This is a genomic window from Undibacterium sp. Dicai25W, from assembly GCF_049340505.1.
Classification (GTDB): Bacteria; Pseudomonadota; Gammaproteobacteria; order Burkholderiales; family Burkholderiaceae_D; genus Undibacterium; species Undibacterium jejuense.
Window position 1 is genome coordinate 99267 of the sequence record NZ_JBMPOQ010000003.1, and the last position, 16471, is coordinate 115737.

A 16471-nucleotide genomic window follows, 5' to 3' on the forward strand; every position below is an offset into this window, starting at 1 on the left:
TTCACAAAAAACATTATTTTACATCTGTGTCATAAGCTCGTGTGAGTTCGCATTATTTTGCTGGTGTGAAAGTGGCAATGTGATGGTATTATTTTGGTATTGTATTAACGTTATAATTTTGTATAGAATTGGCAGTCTGAACCGTAAGGCTTGAGTAAGTCTCTGAGATTAAGGTTTGCATGTCCAGTTCCATGCCACAAAAGTTTGCCTGACCTTATTCCAGCTTTGCAGCATTTATTTACTGAAATTGATTGAAAACAAGACGGAGACAAAAATGACTGACCAAACAAGCAATGTGACAGAAGTAAAAGCAGAATCCCGGATTTTCCCACCACCAGCTTCTTTTGCAGCATCGGCTACCATCTCAGGAATGGATGCTTATTACGCCCTATGCAAACAGGCGGAAGACGACTATGAAGGTTTCTGGGCGAATTTAGCACGCGAAAACCTGCATTGGCATAAACCATTTACCAAAACGCTGGATGAATCAACCGCGCCTTTGTATAAATGGTTTGAAGATGGCTTGCTGAACGTATCGTACAACTGCCTTGATGTGAATCTACAAAAAGGTCATGGCGATAAAGTTGCCGTGATTTTTGAAGCGGATGGCGGCGAAGTAACCAAGATAACTTACAAAGAATTGCACCACAAGGTCTGTCAGTTTGCGAATGGCTTGAAATCACTGGGTGTTGGTAAAGGTGACCGCGTTGTGATCTATATGCCGATGTCGGTTGAGGGGGTGGTGGCAATGCAAGCCTGCGCCCGTATTGGCGCAACTCACTCAGTAGTGTTTGGTGGTTTTTCTGCCAAGTCTTTGCAAGAGCGTATTGTTGACGTAGGTGCTGTTGCTGTCATTACTGCTGATGAACAAGTGCGTGGCGGTAAGCATTTACCTTTGAAAGCGATTGTTGATGAGGCATTAGCCTTAGGTGATTGCGAAAAAGTCCGCAATGTCGTGATTTATAAACGTACTGGCGGTGCTATCAATGTTGTAGCAGGACGCGACATCTGGATGCACGATCTGGTAGCGAATCAGTCTGATGTCTGCGAGCCAGAATGGGTCAGTGCGGAGCACCCGCTGTTTATTCTTTATACTTCAGGTTCAACTGGTAAGCCAAAAGGCGTGCAACATTCTTCCGGTGGTTATTTGTTGTGGGCTATTCTGACCATGAAGTGGACGTTCGATATCAAGCCAGCGGATGTATTCTGGTGCACTGCCGACATTGGTTGGGTAACAGGTCATACCTACATTACTTACGGCCCATTAGCGGTTGGCGCGACTGAGATTGTGTTTGAAGGTGTGCCTACTTTCCCGAACGCTGGTCGTTTCTGGAACATGATAGAAAAACACAAAGCGACTATTTTCTACACGGCACCAACTGCGATTCGTTCATTGATCAAAGCCGCTGATGCTGATGCCAATGTGCATCCATCTAAATATGATTTGTCTTCTTTGCGCTTGCTGGGCTCGGTGGGTGAGCCAATTAATCCTGAAGCCTGGATGTGGTACTACAACAATATTGGTCGTGGCAATTGCCCTATCGTTGACACCTTCTGGCAGACCGAAACCGGTGGTCATATGATGACGCCGTTGCCAGGTGCTACACCATTGGTCCCAGGTTCTTGCACCTTGCCATTGCCAGGTATTATGGCAGCCATTGTTGACGAAACTGGCCATGACTTACCAAACGGGCAGGGCGGTATTTTGGTAGTTAAACGCCCTTGGCCATCGATGATACGTACTATCTGGGGCGACGAAGAACGCTTCAAGAAAAGTTATTTTCCAGAAGAGTTTGGCGGCAAGGTCTATCTCGCTGGCGATGGTGCAATCCGCAACAAAGAAACTGGTTACTTCACAATCACTGGTCGTATTGACGACGTGTTGAATGTTTCTGGTCACCGAATGGGAACGATGGAAATCGAATCTGCGTTGGTAGCGAACCCATTGGTGGCGGAGGCCGCAGTGGTTGGTAAGCCTGATGACACAACGGGCGAGGCAATTTGCGCGTTTGTCGTCTTGAAACGCAGTCGTCCAACCGGCGACGAAGCAAAACAGATCGCGACAGAGTTGCGTAATTGGGTGGCCAAAGAAATTGGTCCGATTGCCAAACCAAAAGAGATTCGTTTTGGCGATAACTTGCCAAAAACGCGCTCTGGCAAAATCATGCGTCGTTTATTGCGAGTGCTGGCGAAAGGTGAAGCCATTACGCAGGATATTTCAACGTTAGAGAATCCAGCGATTTTGGAGCAATTGAAGCAGCCTCTGTAAGGGTGTTGTTTTCAAGCGCTGAAGTTTGCGTTCTCTTAACAAAAACGGCACACCTTTTCAGGTAGTGCCGTTTTTTATTGTATAGCAAATGTTTAACTTATGATTGCGGCTCGTTGGCCATTAACGATTGGTACGTGACATAAATACTAAACGCTCAAACAAATGCACGTCCTGCTCATTTTTCAATAATGCGCCGTGCAATGGCGGTACGATGGCCTTGTTATCTTTGCTGCGCAAGGCTTCCGCGGGAATGTCCTCTGCCAGCAATAGCTTGAGCCAATCGATAAACTCTGAGGTTGACGGTTTTTTCTTTAGCCCTGCGACATCACGTACTTCATAGAAGGTTTGCAAGGCTTGCGCTAGCAAGTCTGCTTTTAATTTCGGGAAATGCACATCCACGATTTTTTGCATCGTGTCTTTATCCGGAAACTTGATGTAATGGAAAAAGCAACGACGCAAAAATGCATCTGGTAATTCTTTTTCATTGTTCGACGTAATGATGACCAACGGTCTATGCTTGGCGCGCACCATTTCGCGGGTTTCGTAGACGTAGAATTCCATGCGATCGAGTTCACGCAGTAAATCATTGGGGAATTCAATATCGGCTTTGTCGATTTCGTCAATCAGTAACACCACAGGTTCATCAGCAGTGAACGCCTGCCACAACACGCCTTTGACAATGTAATTGTGGATGTCTTTGACGCGTTCATCCCCGAGCTGTGAATCACGCAAACGGGATACCGCATCGTACTCATACAAGCCTTGTTGCGCTTTGGTGGTCGATTTAATATGCCATTGCATAAGCGGCATGTTTAATGCCGCTGCAACTTCTTCCGCCAGCATGGTTTTGCCGGTGCCGGGTTCACCCTTGATCAGAAGAGGGCGTTGCAGTTTGAGCGCGGCGTTCACAGCGAGTTTTAAGTCATCGGTGGCGACATAGTTGTCGGCGCCATCAAAACGGAGAGCGGTAGTTTCCTGCGTCATGGTGGATATGATAAAGGTTGGTTGTTCGGGCGAAATATACTGTAAAAGAGTATAAGCCAGAATGCGTGATTTGGTGAACGGATGTTCTATTTTAAAAAATGCAACGAGAAAGTGCTTTGCACTGAATTTGTATTGCCGCACAACAGTGTGATCAGATGCTGCCTAAATTACTACGTTTGTGTGCGTTTTTTGCGCATAATTGATATTGATCATATAAAATGGTGCGCAGTATCAAGGTGTTGTCTTCATTGTTCTGTTTGTTTAATTCAATTCGCTCATATGAAAAAACTGTTTGCAATCCTCGCTTTGGCGAGTCTCGCTCATGTTGCATCCGCAGCAGAAGTTGTTGGCAATGCGAAAGATGCTGCTGATAAAAAAATCGCAATGTGCATAGGCTGCCATGCAATTCCTGGCTATAAAGCTACCTTCCCTGAGGTTTATCAGGTGCCAATGATAGGCGGGCAATCTGCCAAATATATAGAAAGTGCCTTGCAGGCTTACCGTAAAGGCGACCGCAAACATTTGTCTATGCGCGGTATTGCTGGCAGCTTGTCTGATCAGGATATTGCTGATCTGGCTGCTTATTACTCCCAACAAAAATAAGAACTGGAGCTAAAAGATGATAAAGATGACAAAACTCACCTTAATCGCCAGTGCGGCGACGGCTTTAACTTTGTTGGGCGGCAATACATTTGCGGCGGGTGATGCGGCGAATGGTAAAGCAATTGTTGAAAAGAGCAATTGTGCTTCTTGCCACGGTAAAGATTTCAGCTCGCCTATCGATCCTACTTACCCTAAGCTGGCCGGTCAGCATGCCGACTATCTGGTTCAAGCTTTAAAGGGCTACCAGCGTGGTGTTGACGGCCCAAATGGTCGCGGCAACCCAACCATGGGTGCACAGGCAAAGGCCCTGTCGCATAGCGATATTTTGGATGTTGCAGCCTATCTGCATAGCTTGCCAGGTAGTCTGATCGTGCAAAAATAAGTTGGTCTGAGTAAAGTGCTGCTGTTGTAGCACTAACTAGAAACCACGCATGATGTCATTGTGTGGTTTTTTTATTTGGCTGACTTTCCCAGATTCGTTAGCGACAGCGCTGTTGCAATGATTCAATATACGCTTGCCCATCCGGTGGTAAGCCAGTTCTTTGCGAATTCCAGATCATTTCACCGAGGCATTCCATGATCTGGTGATGCGCCTCATGCTCGGAATTAAACTTATGTGCAAGTAACTGGAATGCAGTTTTGACACCGCGTGGCTGATCTACCGAGATTTGCTCGGCAATCGACAGGTGCATAGATAAATGCAAAAACGGGTTTGTTTGCCCCTGGTCGACGCTGTAATTGGCTTCCAGAGCGGCTTCGACATTTTGTAAGTCGACTTCATACTCAGGATGCTGACGTATCCAGTCGGAAGCGATGGCTTCGAGCGGCGTTAAAATTTCATGCGCGTGCATTTTGCGAAAGGTATCGCAAAAAAAATGCCGTACATCGTGCTGACTTGGGGTAAACATAAAAACAATCGATAGCTGGTAAGCGTTAGTCTTTAAGGGCAAAGACCAAAGTGCTGTATTGTAAAAGGATTTTCGATTGCGCGCTTTGCCAGATGTTGCGCATGCAGACGTTTTTTATCACTTCGGTTATCATGCAGCGATTCTTAGAAAGGGATACTTATGTTGACTAAAGACGCTCTCAATACCTTGTTTTCTGAAGCTCGTACCCATAACGGCTGGTTGGATAAGCCGGTTACTACCGGACAGTTGCAAGAAATTTATGATTTGATGAAGTGGGGACCGACTTCTGCTAATTCGTCACCAGCACGCATCATATTTGTGACGTCCGCAACTGAGAAAGAAAAGTTACTGAGCTGCATGGCTGAAGGTAACTTTGAAAAAACCAAAACTGCACCAGTGACAGCGATAATTGGTATGGATATGGCTTTCTACGACCAATTGCCAAAATTATTCCCTCACGCCGATGCTCGCTCTTGGTTTGCTGGTAATCAGCCAGTGATTGATGCGACTGCTTTCCGTAACTCGTCTTTGCAAGGCGCATACCTGATGCTGGCCGCACGCGCTGTTGGTCTGGATTGTGGTGCTATGTCTGGCTTTGATGCCGACAAAGTGAATGCAGCTTTCTTTGCTGGCACCAGCGTGAAAGTCAATTTCATCTGCAATATTGGTTATGGTGACGCGAGCAAATTGTTCCCTCGGTCTCCACGTCTGAGCTTTGATGATGCTTGCAAAATCGTTTAAGCGTAAAGTAACTCGATGAATCCAACGCTCTTACACCTTGTCGGGTAAGGGCGATTTTTGTTTGAATTCGCATAAATCGGCGATCATGCAATTCCAACATTTCGGCTTTCTGGCAAGGCAGGTATAACGTCCATGCAAAATCAACCAATGGTGTGCATCTTGCTGAAATTCTTTTGGCACGAATTTCATCAATTTTTGCTCAACGATATCTACGTTTTTGCCTGGGGCAATGCCGGTGCGATTCGATACTCTGAAAATATGCGTGTCAACGGCAATCGTCGGCACGCCAAAGGCGGTGTTTAATACGACATTTGCAGTTTTTCTGCCCACGCCGGGCAGCGCTTCTAAGGATTCGCGGTCTTGTGGCACTTCGCCGCCATGTTCGGCCATTAGCAGGCGGCAGGTTTCAATCACATTTTTTGCTTTTGTACGGAACAAGCCTATCGTTTGAATATAAGGAATCAATCCATCGACCCCTAAGACATAAATGCTGGCCGGTGTGTTGGCAACCGGATACAGCAAACGCGTGGCTTTATTTACCGACACGTCGGTAGCCTGCGCTGACAATAGCACCGCGATCAACAATTCAAATGGCGTTGTATATTCCAGTTCTGTGGTTGGATGCGGGTTTTCTTCTTGTAAGCGGGTAAAAATGGCGCGGCGTTTTTCTGCATTCATGATGATTTATTTCCTGCTTCGGCTTCCAATTTTTTTAAGCGTGCACGTTCAATGGCTGCTGCGATAATCGCTTTTTTTCTGTCTCTTTGTTCAATTTCTTCTGCACTATGGGCAGTTTCTTCTTCCAGGGCTTTCAGTTTTGCCGCGGCTTTGGCAGCTAAACGCTCGTCATTTTCGCGTTTTTCGCGCTGCAGGCGTTCGTTTCTGAATTCATATTGCTGACGCGCCGTCATCGCTTGTTGTTCGCTCCACGCCGACCAACCAGTTTTTTCCCCTGTTATCGGGATCATCTTGATACAGTCTACGGGGCAGGGAGCGACACATAAATCACATCCGGTACAATCGTCTGCGATCACCGTATGCATCTGCTTAGGCGCGCCAACGATGGCATCGACTGGGCAAGCCTGTATGCACAGCGTACAGCCTATGCAAAACGCTTCTTCGATAAAGGCAACTGGGCGAGGGCGTTCTGTGCCGTGGCTTGTGTCTAAAGGGATGATAGGTTTGGCAAGCAGTGTTGCCAGGCGCACTACGCCTTCTTGCCCACCAGGGGGGCATTGATTGTAGTTTGCCCTGCCATCCGTAATAGCTAATGCATATTGATGGCAAGATGGATAACCGCATTTAGTGCATTGCGTTTGCGGCAGGATATGTTCAATTTTTACTGCGAGGGTGTCGGACACGGCAAACTTTAAATTAACTTCAGGAAGAACTTGAATTATCCACGACAATTTTGTGAACAACAAATAAAAAGACCGCTTTCCTGAGAAAGCGGTCTTCTCCTGCAAAACTAAATCCAAATAAATCAGGCGTGCTGTTTAATAAATTCGCCAATTTTTGGACAAATAATGTCGCGCCAGCGGCGGCCTGAAAAAATACCGTAGTGACCACAACCTGGTGCTACGAAGTCTTGCTTCATGTTGGCAGGGATGCTGCTACACAAATCGTGCGCAGCCTGAGTCTGACCAGCGCCGGAAATATCATCGAGCTCACCTTCGACGGTAAATAAAGCCACTGTTTTGATATCCTGAGGGCGAACCAGCTTACCTTCGACTTCCCAGGTACCCATAGGTAGACGGAATTCCTGGAACACGGTTTTAATCGTTTCAAGGTAATAATCAGCAGGCATATCCAGAACTGCATTGTATTCATCGTAAAATTTGCGATGTTGTTCTGCAGAGTCATCGTCACCTTTGATCAGGTGTTGGTAGTAGTCCCAATGACTTTGCGCATGGCGATCTGGATTCATTGCCACAAAACCAGTATGTTGCAGAAAGCCTGGATAAACTTTACGGCCATAGCCAGGGTAATTGGCCGGGACGCTGTAAATCACAGTATTTTCAAACCATGAGAATTTTTTCTCTGTGGCAAGATTGTTGACTTGGGTCGGCGATTTGCGGGGATCAATCGGCCCACCCATCATAGTCATTGTTTTCGGCAACTTCGGATCTTTGGCGGTCGCCATCAAAGAAATCGCCGCCAAAACAGGCACAGTAGGCTGACAAACTGAAATAACGTGGACGTCTGGCCCTAATAAACGAATAAAATCTTGCACATAGTAGATATAGTCGTGCAAGTGGAATTCGCCTTCAGATAGTGGCACCATACGAGCATCGGTCCAGTCCGTGATATATACGTCATGTTGCGGTAATAGTCCGCGTACAGTATCCCTGAGGAGTGTCGAATGATGGCCAGATAAGGGAGCGACGAGTAAGACTTTGGGTTGTTTCAGTTTTGCTGCATCTTTATCACTCAAAACCTTTCTGAAGTGCAATAATTTGCAGAAAGGTTTAATAACCGCAGTCGTTTGCGCTATTTCAACGACTTGCTTGTCAATGGTAGTCGTTGTAATTCCAAATGCTGGTTTTTCGTAGTCTTTACCTAGGCGGAACATCAGTTCGTAGCCAGCCGCGATTCTTTGTGCGTACGGAGAATGGGCTAGTGGTGAAATCGGATTGGTAAAGAGTTTAGAAGACGCTTCTGCCCATTGAGTTAATGGGTTTAAAAAGGCGCGATTCAGTTCATGGAGTTGGTAGAGCATGGTGACATCTTTCTTGAAAAAGACGGGAAGCCGGCTTATTGAATAACTTAACGATTAACTTTTTGATATTTTTTAACGGTTTCTAAACGCTAATCTGAAAACTTTTGTAAGCATGTATTGCAACGCATCATAAACCAGTTACAGATTTTTTGTGTTTTATGCTGCACTCGTATATCTTTTGCTATGTAAATGAATGTTAAATTGATTAATTAAAGTGCAATTTTTACATATCTTGGATAGGATATATGTCGCAGTTTTATCTTACTAAGGGCTGATAAGTATTTGTCCGGCATTCTGCCAGCGCATTGCTGGGGTAGTTTTTCGTCAGTTCTATTATTAAAGGTACCGGGGTATGACTAGTAGTTTAAATCTGTCAGAGTCAGGATGGCGTGAAAACTGTTTCACTGCGTTCGACCTCATGCGGGATGATCCCGATGAAGGCCGTACAATGGCTAAGCACATGCATCAACAAGCAATCGCTCACAGATTACCAGTGTCAGGTACCTTTGCTGAATTGCTTTTGGCATTTGCAGATTTCTTCGAAGGCGATCTTGCCCTGGCGGAACCTGAGTTTGAACGTACCGCCGCGATGTTTGAATTGGTGGGTGATGACGAAGGACTGGCATTTGCTAATTTTGGTACTGTTGCCGTCTGGCGTAAACATGGTTTGGCGGAGCAGGCTTACTCACTATGTCATTCTAAAATCCTCCCTTTGTTACCTGCTCACGATAATCGTTTGTCGGTACTTGTTCTCAACATGTTGGCGATCTTATCGCAAGAGTTGGGTTATACAGAAGAAGCATTGCGACACTTTTATAAAGCACTTGATCAGGCAAGGCGCCTAAATATTCCCAACCGAGTTTCACAGATCTTGGCAAATCTCGGTGAAATTTTTTATATGAGCGGCAACGTTGAGTATGCCGAACATTTGCTCGAAGACGCTCGTCAGATTGCAGTTGCTTCGACCGAGCGTTGGTTAGCACCATTTATTTCGACGATGTTGGCACTTTGCAAGCTGGCGTTGGAAAAATATGACGAAGCCTATTCAGCGGTTGCCGCGTACATCGGTGAGGGCAGTGCCGCATTGCATACAGACCCCGCGAGTCGTGCCTTTTGTTTTTCTGTTGCTGCCTATACCTTGGCCAGAAAAGGACAGTTGACCCAGGCTGATCAGCTTAGCAATATTGCGATGAATTCGCTTGATAGTTTTGATGATAAACATTTAAAACCCTATAACTGGTGGGTGAGTGGTTATCTGCATCATTGCCATCATCGTTATTCTGATGCCGTAGCTGACTTATTGCGCGCCATCGAAGAAAGCGGAAAAACTGGCTATTTTTATGTACCTTTGCGTGCCATGAAAGAATTGGTCGAAATCTTCTCAGAAGAAAAAAAATGGGAAGATGCATTTAAAGAGCAACAGCGCTACCTTGATCTTTACACCAAGGTTCAGGGGCGTGCGACCCGCATCCATGTGCAAAACTTGCACATCAAAAATGAACTCAAAGAAGCAGAGCTGGCACGCCGTCTGGAAGAAGAGGCTCTCAGTGAGCGTAAAGCGCTTGATGATGAGCTCAAACGTATGTTAGCCGAGCGTGAAACCATCCTTGAGAATTCTATCGTTGGAATGGTGTTTTTGAATAATCAGGGGCGAGTGCAGTGGGTTAACTCGCCACTTTGCGCGATCTTTGGCGTCGATAGAAAAGAAATACTCGGCGCGTCTCTGGAGCAGTTTTATGCTTCTCGTGAAGAATATTTATTATCTGGCGAAGCAGTGGGGGCAGCAGTGTGGCGTGGCGAATCGTATGAAAACGAGCTGCAAATGCGTCGCGCTAACGGTGAAATGTTCTGGGTCCATTTTTCAGGGCGCGCAGTGGATAAAAATGATTTGTCGCACGGCACCGTATGGGTGGTCATGGACATCTCTTCGCGCCGCCAGTTAGAGGCTGATCTCAATCGCTCTGAAAAGCACTATCGCCAATTGGTCAATAATGCAAGTGAAGGGATTTTGGTCGTACAAAATGGCAGAATCGTGTTCGCTAATCCCCGCGCTTGTCAGTTGACCGGATGTGCCAGCGCACAAATGGAGCATGAGAAATTCATCGATGTTATTTTCTCTGAAGATCGATTGTTGGTCGAAGACTTCAATGCACGCTGTCTTCAGGTTGATGAAGTTGAACAGTACTTCCATTGCCGTATTTTGCATCCAGTAACTGCACAGATTATCTGGGTTGAATTGTCGACGGTGCTCATCGACTGGGAAGGTCATGCCGCAACGCTTTCTTTTATGTCCGATATTACTCAGAGAAAGCTGCTGGAGTCTCAACTCAAAGAAAGTATGGCCGAGCAAATTCGTTTGCAGACGTTGCAGATGCAAAATGAATTAAAAGAAGCGGAAGTTGCTCGTCGTCATGCAGAAGAAACGACCGAAGCGAAATCGATGTTTCTGGCGAACATGAGCCATGAAATCCGCACGCCGATGAATGCGATTATCGGCATGGCACATCTGGCACTACGAACCGAACTGAGCCCGAAACAAAAAGATTATTTGGAAAAAATTCACAATGCTGGCATGTCGTTGATGGGAATCATTAACGATATTTTAGATTTTTCCAAGGTTGAAGCGGGTAAGTTAAATATCGAGGATGCTGAATTTAATCTCGATGATGTTCTGGAAAATATTTCAGCGATGACTGCCGACAAGGCTTACGAAAAAGGCGTGGAATTTGTCTTTCGCACCCCTCGCTCTGTTCCTCGACATTTGCGTGGCGACTCATTGCGACTTGGCCAGGTATTGATCAACCTCGTCAATAACGCTGTTAAATTCACCGAACGAGGAGAGATTTCGGTTAGCTGTGAGCAACTTGAAATCAATAATGGCAGAGTAAAGATTTCGTTTGAAGTGCGCGATACAGGTATTGGTATGTCGCGTGAACAAATGATGAAGTTATTTGTTCCATTCAGTCAGGCAGATGAATCAACGACAAGAAAATTTGGCGGCACAGGCCTTGGCTTATCTATCTCCAAGCGCGTCGTTGAGTTGATGGGTGGAACAATTTTTTTGGAAAGCGAAGAGGGGAGCGGCACATCGGTACGATTCCATGCATGGTTCGGCCTTGGTGATGCCACGCAGAGTCATCCTGCTTTGCCGCAGGCCGTTGATGACATGCGTATTCTTGTCGTTGACGATAACCAACTTGCCGCGAATGTATTACGTGAAGAATTATTGGCCCTGACACCGCACGTCGATGTCGCGTTGACCGCTAATGTTGCGTTAGAAGCAGTGGAAGCGGGCGATCACAATCAACCATATGACGTGTTGTTTGTCGATCTGGATATGCCCGAGATCGATGGTCTGGCACTGATTGGCTTATTAAAAAACATCAAGAGTCTGCGATCTTTGCCTTTCTTTGTTTTGGTTGGCGTACATGGCCGTGATGAAGTCAGTCACAGAGCGGATGTCGTTCCTGATGGTTTTATTTGTAAGCCAGTAAGTGCGAATGCAATTCACGCTTGTATTGCGGAGTTATATTCCAAACAGGAACAACAATCTAAGCAAAAAGAAGAATTTTCTATTCCGCAATATACCAATTTACGTGTATTGCTGGTCGAAGATAACGAAATCAATCAGCAAATTGCGCGCGAATTGATGGAGGCGAGCGGAATACAGGTGGTGGTAGCAGAGAACGGCAAGGTCGCCGTTGATAAAATTTTCCGTCATCCACCAGAATATTTTTCTCTGGTTTTTATGGATGTGCAAATGCCCGAACTCGATGGACATGAAGCGACGGCAATTATTCGCGGCGATGCACGTTTTCAGCAGTTACCTATTGTCGCGATGACCGCTCACGCTATGGTTGATGAGAGAAAGCGTTGCCTGGTTTCAGGGATGAACGCTCACCTTGCTAAGCCGATAGAGCCTGGTGCCTTGTTTTCAACGATTACCGAATGGTGTCCTGATCGTGTTTCAGATTTGCAGGGAGAGTTAATTACTGAGGTCAAAGAGATTAATACCTTGGTCATCGAAGGTGTTGATACCGATGAAGGTTTAAAACGTACTTTAGGTAGTTACGAACTTTATTTTGAACTGCTCACTCGTTTTTGCGAAGACCAACGTGAATCAGTGATGAAAGCGCAGGCAGCTTTCGTCGATGGTGATGTCCAGTTAGCTGAGCGTATCATCCATACTCTGAAGGGAGTTGCTGCTTTGATTGCGGCTAAAAATGTGCGACAGTTAGCCGAAGAGCTCGAATCATTTTTGCATGCCTCTATACAGGCGCGAGATATTATTTCACGTTTTGATTTGTGTCATAAGCAATTACAAGCAACGATTTTTTCAATTGAAAAAGCCTTGTTACGTGAGCGTAGCCATACCATCGTCGATGCTACTTTGGAAGCAACGCCAATCGCCGAACGATCTTTAATGCAAGCGACCTTAACCAGGTGTGAAACCTTGCTGTCGGAATACGATGGCGAGGCAGTCGATGTGTTGATGGAGTCGAGTGATCTGATCGTACAGGCTTTGGGGCTTGAATCCCACAAGCAATTGATGCGAGCGGCTAAACAATTTGATTTCGATGCAGCCCTGAGCTATTTGCGCCGGGGAGCAAAGGCACACGGGTTTGATGTTAATTTGCAAGCTATTGATTAGGGGTATAAGAATGGCTAATGCGCAGATGTAAAATGCCATTCCTTTATTTGTAAAACATGGATCAGAATTCTGAAATAGTTTCCAAGCAAGTTATCCTGATTGTCGATGATACGCCGGACAATATATCGCTGTTATCAGGACTCTTGAAGGAACAATATAAAATAAAAATCGCCACCAGCGGTGTTAAAGCTTTGCAAATTGCTGCGCAACAACCGGCGCCGGATTTGATTTTGCTTGACGTCATGATGCCAGAAATGGATGGCTATGAAACTTGCCGCCGGTTAAAATCCGATTTACTGACAGTTGATATTCCGGTTATTTTTCTGACTGCAAAAAATCAGGCGCAAGATGAAGAAAAAGGCTTGTTGCTCGGTGCGGTCGACTATATCAGCAAGCCAATTAGTCCATCGATCGTGATGGTAAGGGTGGCGACGCAATTGAATCTAATCCGCGTACAGCACCTATTGCGTAATCAGAACAAGTACTTAGAAAGTCTGGTGCAGGATCGTACCAGTAAGTTAGGCAAAATGCAGGATGCGATCATCATGGCGATGGCGTCGCTTGGTGAGGTCAGAGATAATGAAACCGCCAATCATATTTGTCGTACGCAAAATTACGTAATGGTATTAGCACGTCAATTAAGTCAGCATCCACGTTTTAAACAAGAATTAAGTAACGAAAATATCGAACTACTCTTCAAATCTGCGCCCTTGCATGACATTGGTAAGGTAGGTATCCCGGACAAAATTTTACTTAAACAAGGTAAGTTGACGGCCGATGAGTTTGAAATCATGAAGCAACACACTTCATATGGTCGTGAAACAATCTTGTCGCTGGAACGCTATCTTGGTGAAAGCAATAATTTCTTACGCTTTGCGCGGGAGATTACGTACTCGCATCACGAAAAATGGGATGGCAGCGGTTACCCGGAAGGACTTACTGGAGACGCTATACCCATCTCAGCGCGATTGATGGCCGTCGCTGACGTGTATGACGCCCTGATCACCGAACGCGAGTATGAGCCCGCGTTTGAGCATCAGATAGCGATCAATATCATGCGCGACGCCCGGAGTTCGCATTTTGATCCTGATGTATTGGATGCATTTTTGCAGGTTGCCGATAAATTTGACCTCATTGCCAAGAGTTATCGTGAGCCTTTGCTGAAACAGATATGCGCTGTTTCAATGAATGAGTCCTCTTACTACGCCAACTGATGCATGGATCGTGGCTTTGCGCAATCTCCTTTAAACTCAATTCATGCCTGATGAGGTAATCAGTTTGATAGCAACATCGAGCTGTTCGTCTACCTTAGAAATATAAAACAACGACCGTAAAGTATTGAGTGAACTAGTTACGAGTTAATTTGATTGACGTTTTGTAGAACCTCGACTGACCGTTTAGGGCGGGATGCGGCCAAGAGTAGCAAATGGTTTTCACAGGAAATTTAAATGAAAGAGTTTCGATTTAATATTTTCGGCATACTCGTGATGGTTGACGGTTCGCCCGGCGCTTGGAGAGCGTTTTATCTTGGGAGCGATGGTAAGCGGCGTGCGGCTGATTTTATAGTTCCCAACGATATCGCGGAGGAGGAATTGTGTGAGTATCTAGCGGACCTGTTCCATGAGAATGCGATGCCCAAGAATAGCACCGCTACACAGATATCATCATAACGCTGGCGATGTCCGGCCAGGAACTGACATTCGCGTCAATAAATATCGTTGAAGAAAAAATGAAGAATTAGAGAATACGACTTACACATTGACTTGGGGCATATCCATGCTCATTTGAATCGGGCGTGGCATCAACGCAAGGCTGAATTGAATTCATCGAACATTCCGTAAAAAATATTTGGAATTTTGTTTGAATTATCGTGCGAAGCAATTTTTTAAAAATTGTCTGCAGAAACAAAAAAGCGCAAATTTCTTTGCGCTTTTTTTGATTTAACTTCGCGATGACGACTCGTAATCGTTGAGGTATTAATCAAACGTTGGTGTTTCAACGCCGAGGATTTTGTGCAGTTTTGGTGATGTTGTGGTGTACTGCATGTGGATTTTCTTTTCAGGGAAAATGTACGGTGCAGCACCAAATGCGGCCAGAGCGGCTTCGTGGAATCCGGACAAAATCAATTTCTTTTTGCCTGGATAGGTATTGATATCGCCTACAGCAAAAATACCAGGAACATTGGTTTCGAACTTTTCAGTGTTCATGACTTTTAACTGCTTACGTTCAATTTCCAGACCCCATTCAGCAATAGGTCCGAGTTTTGGTGATAAGCCAAAGAATACCAATAAGTTATCCAAAGGCATGCGGCGGGTAACGCCATCGGCACCAGTAACTTTGATTTCGCTCAGGATATCATCTTTGGTTTCGATGCCAGTCACTTGACCGATGGTCAGCTGCATTTCGTAGTTGTCGCACAGTTCTTTCATTTTGGCGACAGATGCAGGTGCAGCGCGGAAATCGTCACGACGATGCAACAGGACGACGGATTCTGCTTTACCAACCAGGTTTAAAGCCCAGTCCAAAGCGGAATCGCCACCACCGCAGATCACCAGATTTTTGCCGTGGAACTGGCTCGGATCTTTGACGCGGTAGAAAACTTGTGAGCCTTCAAACGCTTCAATGCCATCAACCTTCAAAGTACGTGGTTGGAATGAGCCAACGCCTGCAGCGATGAAAATGGTTTTGGTGATAAAGCGTGTGCCAGTCGATGTTTCCAGATCAAAACGGCCATCATCACGGCGTTCAACCAACGTTACTTCCTGACCCAAATGGAAAGTCGGTTCAAATGGTTCAATTTGCTTTAACAAATTGTCTGTCAGTTCCTGGCCTGTGCAGACGGGAACCGCTGGGATGTCGTAAATTGGCTTGTCAGGATATAACTCGACGCATTGACCGCCAACTACTGCCAGCGAATCGATCACATGTGCTTTGATTTCGAGCAAGCCTAATTCGAACACCTGAAACAGGCCGACCGGACCGGCACCGATGATGACGGCATCGGCTTCAATGACGCCGTTTGCCTGAGTAGTTTGTTTATTTTCCATACGACGAGATATTTCCTGATATTACCTAAAATTGATTGGGTAAAACACACCCGCTTGCCATTGTGGCAGTGCCGCAAATTAATGCGGCGCAGAACGATTAGCGTTCCAGGTATTGCAATTTGTCTTTAACGTCTTTCCAATCGTCTGCATCAGCCAGCGGCGCAACAGTTTTGGTGATGGATGGCCATTTGCGCGTCAATTCAGCATTGATTTTGATGAATTGCTGCTGATCGGCAGGTACGTCTTCTTCAGCAAAGATGGCGTTGGCCGGGCATTCTGCTACGCACACAGCGCAGTCGATACATTCATCCGGATCGATGATCAGGAAATTCGGGCCAGCACGGAAGCAGTCCACAGGGCAGACATCCACGCAATCGGTATAGCGGCAGCGGATGCAGGATTCGGTCACAACGTGGGTCATAACAGTCCAATCTTTAAAATTCGGGGTTTTGGCACAGCCAGATCGCAGAAAACTCATGCTAGGGCTGCAAAGCCTTGTATTTTAAGGCAATTTCACAGTTCTAACAAATCGGGCTTATATAGTTTGCG

At 45.8% G+C, this 16471-nt stretch carries 14 protein-coding genes; 7 read left to right on the plus strand and 7 right to left on the minus strand.

All coding sequences use genetic code 11. The features are described from left to right. Positions 1–274: 274 nt before the first annotated feature. Positions 275–2269: an acetate--CoA ligase gene (acs, locus tag ACO0KY_RS05235; RefSeq protein WP_423044738.1), complete on the plus strand. Its 1995-nt coding sequence runs from the start codon at positions 275–277 to the stop codon at positions 2267–2269. A 120-nt stretch (positions 2270–2389) separates the two neighbouring features. Here the strand turns inward: acs and ACO0KY_RS05240 are convergent, their stop codons facing one another. Continuing rightward, positions 2390–3253: an AAA family ATPase gene (locus ACO0KY_RS05240; RefSeq protein WP_186913621.1), complete on the minus strand. Its 864-nt coding sequence runs from the start codon at positions 3251–3253 to the stop codon at positions 2390–2392. Between the two features lie 279 nt (positions 3254–3532). On the opposite strand from ACO0KY_RS05240, the gene ACO0KY_RS05245 reads away from it, so the two are divergent. Then, a complete protein-coding gene (locus ACO0KY_RS05245; RefSeq protein ID WP_186913622.1) occupies positions 3533–3856 on the plus strand; it encodes a c-type cytochrome in 324 nt (107 codons plus the stop codon). 16 nt (positions 3857–3872) lie between these two features. Then, entirely contained in the window at positions 3873–4238 is a 366-nt protein-coding gene (locus tag ACO0KY_RS05250) for a c-type cytochrome (protein WP_423044739.1), read from the plus strand. Between the two features lie 97 nt (positions 4239–4335). On the opposite strand, the gene ACO0KY_RS05255 is transcribed toward ACO0KY_RS05250, so the two are convergent. Beyond that, positions 4336–4764: a DUF1841 family protein gene (locus ACO0KY_RS05255; RefSeq protein ID WP_423044740.1), complete on the minus strand. Its 429-nt coding sequence runs from the start codon at positions 4762–4764 to the stop codon at positions 4336–4338. A 159-nt stretch (positions 4765–4923) separates the two neighbouring features. Here ACO0KY_RS05255 and ACO0KY_RS05260 point away from each other — a divergent pair, with 159 nt between their 5' ends. Next, on the plus strand, positions 4924–5505 hold the full coding sequence (locus tag ACO0KY_RS05260; protein WP_423044741.1) for a malonic semialdehyde reductase: 582 nt from the start codon (positions 4924–4926) through the stop codon (positions 5503–5505). Positions 5506–5535: 30 nt separating this feature from the next. Here ACO0KY_RS05260 and nth read toward each other — a convergent pair whose 3' ends face one another. From nth to ACO0KY_RS05275, 3 genes are all read right to left on the minus strand, one after another. Next, positions 5536–6183, minus strand: a complete 648-nt coding sequence (gene nth, locus ACO0KY_RS05265) for an endonuclease III (protein ID WP_423044742.1) — start codon at positions 6181–6183, stop codon at positions 5536–5538. After that, positions 6180–6902 carry an electron transport complex subunit RsxB gene (rsxB, locus tag ACO0KY_RS05270; protein ID WP_423044869.1) on the minus strand — a complete coding sequence of 241 codons (723 nt, stop codon included), beginning with the start codon at positions 6900–6902 and terminating at the stop codon, positions 6180–6182. Before rsxB ends, nth begins: the two co-directional genes overlap by 4 nt. An 86-nt stretch (positions 6903–6988) precedes the next feature. Beyond that, the gene (locus ACO0KY_RS05275) at positions 6989–8224 is read right to left on the minus strand and encodes a polyhydroxyalkanoate depolymerase (RefSeq protein WP_423044743.1); all 1236 of its coding nucleotides are present in this window, start codon (positions 8222–8224) and stop codon (positions 6989–6991) included. A 352-nt stretch (positions 8225–8576) separates the two neighbouring features. Here ACO0KY_RS05275 and ACO0KY_RS05280 point away from each other — a divergent pair, with 352 nt between their 5' ends. The 3 genes from ACO0KY_RS05280 (at position 8577) to ACO0KY_RS05290 (ending at position 14545) form a co-directional block, all read left to right on the plus strand. Continuing rightward, entirely contained in the window at positions 8577–12875 is a 4299-nt protein-coding gene (locus tag ACO0KY_RS05280) for a response regulator (RefSeq protein ID WP_423044744.1), read from the plus strand. Between the two features lie 56 nt (positions 12876–12931). After that, positions 12932–14089: a response regulator gene (locus tag ACO0KY_RS05285; RefSeq protein ID WP_423044745.1), complete on the plus strand. Its 1158-nt coding sequence runs from the start codon at positions 12932–12934 to the stop codon at positions 14087–14089. Between the two features lie 234 nt (positions 14090–14323). Continuing rightward, entirely contained in the window at positions 14324–14545 is a 222-nt protein-coding gene (locus ACO0KY_RS05290; RefSeq protein ID WP_186913630.1) for a DUF7661 family protein, read from the plus strand. Between the two features lie 306 nt (positions 14546–14851). Here the strand turns inward: ACO0KY_RS05290 and ACO0KY_RS05295 are convergent, their stop codons facing one another. Then, entirely contained in the window at positions 14852–15922 is a 1071-nt protein-coding gene (locus ACO0KY_RS05295; protein ID WP_186913631.1) for an NAD(P)/FAD-dependent oxidoreductase, read from the minus strand. 97 nt (positions 15923–16019) lie between these two features. Beyond that, positions 16020–16343: a ferredoxin FdxA gene (gene fdxA / locus ACO0KY_RS05300; RefSeq protein ID WP_186913632.1), complete on the minus strand. Its 324-nt coding sequence runs from the start codon at positions 16341–16343 to the stop codon at positions 16020–16022. Between the last annotated feature and the right edge of the window lie 128 nt (positions 16344–16471).

Excerpts from the sequence above, each read along its gene's own strand:
- acs (WP_423044738.1), top strand. The coding sequence starts at position 275 with ATGACTGACCAAACAAGCAATGTGACAGAAGTAAAAGCAGAATCCCGG.
- ACO0KY_RS05240 (WP_186913621.1), bottom strand. The coding sequence starts at position 3,253 with ATGACGCAGGAAACTACCGCTCTCCGTTTTGATGGCGCCGACAACTAT.
- ACO0KY_RS05245 (WP_186913622.1), top strand. The coding sequence starts at position 3,533 with ATGAAAAAACTGTTTGCAATCCTCGCTTTGGCGAGTCTCGCTCATGTT.
- ACO0KY_RS05250 (WP_423044739.1), top strand. The coding sequence starts at position 3,873 with ATGATAAAGATGACAAAACTCACCTTAATCGCCAGTGCGGCGACGGCT.
- ACO0KY_RS05255 (WP_423044740.1), bottom strand. The coding sequence starts at position 4,764 with ATGTTTACCCCAAGTCAGCACGATGTACGGCATTTTTTTTGCGATACC.
- ACO0KY_RS05260 (WP_423044741.1), top strand. The coding sequence starts at position 4,924 with ATGTTGACTAAAGACGCTCTCAATACCTTGTTTTCTGAAGCTCGTACC.
- nth (WP_423044742.1), bottom strand. The coding sequence starts at position 6,183 with ATGAATGCAGAAAAACGCCGCGCCATTTTTACCCGCTTACAAGAAGAA.
- ACO0KY_RS05275 (WP_423044743.1), bottom strand. The coding sequence starts at position 8,224 with ATGCTCTACCAACTCCATGAACTGAATCGCGCCTTTTTAAACCCATTA.
- ACO0KY_RS05280 (WP_423044744.1), top strand. The coding sequence starts at position 8,577 with ATGACTAGTAGTTTAAATCTGTCAGAGTCAGGATGGCGTGAAAACTGT.
- ACO0KY_RS05285 (WP_423044745.1), top strand. The coding sequence starts at position 12,932 with ATGGATCAGAATTCTGAAATAGTTTCCAAGCAAGTTATCCTGATTGTC.
- ACO0KY_RS05290 (WP_186913630.1), top strand. The coding sequence starts at position 14,324 with ATGAAAGAGTTTCGATTTAATATTTTCGGCATACTCGTGATGGTTGAC.
- ACO0KY_RS05295 (WP_186913631.1), bottom strand. The coding sequence starts at position 15,922 with ATGGAAAATAAACAAACTACTCAGGCAAACGGCGTCATTGAAGCCGAT.
- fdxA (WP_186913632.1), bottom strand. The coding sequence starts at position 16,343 with ATGACCCACGTTGTGACCGAATCCTGCATCCGCTGCCGCTATACCGAT.